The organism is Telluribacter humicola, from assembly GCF_017355935.1.
Classification (GTDB): Bacteria; Bacteroidota; Bacteroidia; order Cytophagales; family Spirosomataceae; genus Telluribacter; species Telluribacter humicola.
This window is the reverse complement of the sequence record NZ_JAFIQT010000018.1, coordinates 1621-4515: the sequence shown is the minus strand read 5'-3', so window position 1 is coordinate 4515 and position 2895 is coordinate 1621. Positions and strand designations below refer to the sequence as shown.

1 rRNA gene is annotated in these 2895 nt (G+C 53.1%); it reads right to left on the bottom strand.

The features are described 5' to 3' along the window. Window positions 1–45: 45 nt before the first annotated feature. A 23S ribosomal RNA gene (locus JUB14_RS27570) occupies window positions 46–2878 on the bottom strand. Window positions 2879–2895: the final 17 nt, after the last annotated feature.

The window sequence follows — 2895 nt, the reverse complement described above, 5'->3', positions numbered from 1 at the left end:
ATTGTTTCATGTACATGCAGAAGAAAGAAGAATAGAAAGAATAATATAGACAAGCTCTTGGGTGATTAGTACCACTCAGCTAAACGCCTTTCAGCGCGTACACCTGTGGCCTATCAACGTTGTCGTCTACAACGACCCTTGTTGGGAAGACTCATCTTCGGGCCAGTTTCGCACTTAGATGCTTTCAGCGCTTATCTGTTCCCCACATAGCTACCCGGCCATGCCACTGGCGTGACAACCGGTGCACCAGCGGTGGGTCCACCCCGGTCCTCTCGTACTAAGGGCAGCCCCCGTCAATCTTCCTGCGCCCACCACAGATAGGGACCGAACTGTCTCACGACGTTCTGAACCCAGCTCGCGTGCCACTTTAATCGGCGAACAGCCGAACCCTTGGGACCTTCTCCAGCCCCAGGATGTGACGAGCCGACATCGAGGTGCCAAACCTCCCCGTCGATGTGAGCTCTTGGGGGAGATCAGCCTGTTATCCCCGGCGTACCTTTTATCCTTTGAGCGATGGCCCTTCCATACAGAACCACCGGATCACTATACCCTGGTTTCCCACCTGCTCGACCCGTCGGTCTCACAGTCAAGCCTGCTTGTACTATTGCACTCCACACACGGTTACCAAGCGTGTTGAGCAGACCTTTGGAAGCCTCCGTTACACTTTTGGAGGCGACCACCCCAGTCAAACTACCCACCATGCACGGTCCTTCTCTCAGAGAAGTTAGATCCCAGGCCAGCGAAGGGTGGTATTTCAACGGTGGCTCCATGATGCCTGGCGACACCACTTCACAGCCTCCCACCTATCCTACACATCCCTGACCCGAAACCAATGCAAAGCTATAGTAAAGGTGCACGGGGTCTTTCCGTCCCGTGGCGGGTAAGCGGCATCTTCACCGCTACTACAATTTCACCGAGCTCACGGCCGAGACAGTGCCCAGATCGTTACACCATTCGTGCAGGTCGGAACTTACCCGACAAGGAATTTCGCTACCTTAGGACCGTTATAGTTACGGCCGCCGTTTACTGGGGCTTCGATTCAATGCTTCGCACTTGCGCACTAACATCCCCTCTTAACCTTCCAGCACCGGGCAGGTGTCAGACCCTATACGTCAACTTTCGTTTTGGCAGAGTCCTGTGTTTTTGCTAAACAGTCGCCTGGGCCATTTCTCTGCGACCTCTCATTTCTGAGGAGGCTCCCCTTCTCCCGAAGTTACAGGGTTAATTTGCCGAGTTCCTTAGCCGTGATTCACTCGAGCACCTTAGAATATTCTTCTCGACTACCTGTGTCGGTTTACGGTACGAGTTGCCCTTAGCTGATGTTTCCAAAGCTTTTCTTGGAAGCTGCTTCGCCACTTCGCCTCGCCCGTAGGCTCAGCTCAACGCTCTATTCCGTCAGAACGTAGTGACCACGCTGCTCCGTCACTTCTTCACACTAAGGGCAAGGGCCGGAATATTAACCGGCTGTCCATCGAAGTACGCCTGTCGGCTCCCCCTTAGGTCCCGCCTAACCCTCCGTTGATTAGCATAGCGGAGGAATCCTTAGTCTTTCGGTGTGCTGATTTCTCGTCAGCATTATCGTTACTTATGCCTACATTTGCTTTTCTCACCAGTCCAGCACCGCTTACGCGACACCTTCACCCCTGTGAGAATGCTCCCCTACCGATTGTAATAAATTACTATCGCATAGCTTCGGTAATATGCTTGATGCCCGTTTATTATCGATGCCCGCCCCGCTCGACCAGTGAGCTGTTACGCACTCTTTAAATGTATAGCTGCTTCCAAGCTAACATCCTGGCTGTCTCTGCAGTCGGACCCCCTTAGTTCAACTTAGCATATATTTAGGGACCTTAGCTGATGCTCTGGGTTGTTCCCCTCTCGGACACGGACCTTAGCACCCATGCCCTCACTGCTGGGTATATCAACGGCCATTCGGAGTTCGTCAGGATTTGGTAGGATGTGACTCCCCCTAGTCCTATCGGTAGCTCTACCTGCCGCTGACTCTGACCCCAACGCTGTTCCTAAAAACATTTCGGGGAGTACGAGCTATTTCTCAGTTTGATTGGCCTTTCACCCCTACCCACAACTCATCCGAAAACTTTTCAACGTTTACCGGTTCGGTCCTCCACTGTGTGTTACCACAGCTTCAACCTGGTCATGGGTAGATCACCAAGTTTCGCGTCTACAGCCACTGACTAAGCGCCCTATTCAGACTCGCTTTCGCTTCGGCTCCTGCTTTCAAAAGCATTAACCTGGCCAGTGACCGTAACTCGTAGGCTCATTATGCAAAAGGCACGGCGTCACCCCAAAAGGCTCCGCCCGCTTGTAAGCGCATGGTTTCAAGTTCTATTTCACCCCGCTGCTCGCGGTACTTTTCACCTTTCCCTCACGGTACTCGTTCACTATCGGTCTCTCAGGAGTATTTAGCCTTGGCGGATGGTGCCGCCGGATTCAGAGGGGATTTCGCCGGTCCCCCCCTACTCAGGATACTGACTCAATCAGCAGGTGCTACGTCTACGGGACTCTCACCCCCTACGGTTGGCCTTCCCAGACCATTCGACTTTACCTGCTGACCACTCGGTCAGTCCTACAACCCCGGCCATGCCGTAACATGACTGGTTTGGGCTAGTCCGCGTTCGCTCGCCACTACTTGCGGAATCACTGTTGTTTTCTTCTCCTAGGGGTACTTAGATGTTTCAGTTCCCCCCGTTTGCTTCCTGTATCAGGATGACTATACTTCATATAGCCGGGTTGCCCCATTCGGACACCTGCGGATCACCATGTGTGTGCCATTCCCCGCAGCTTTTCGCAGCTTACCACGTCCTTCATCGCCTCTGAGAGCCTAGGTATCCCCCATGCGCCCTTGATTTGCTTGTCTTACAATTGCTTGTTAGA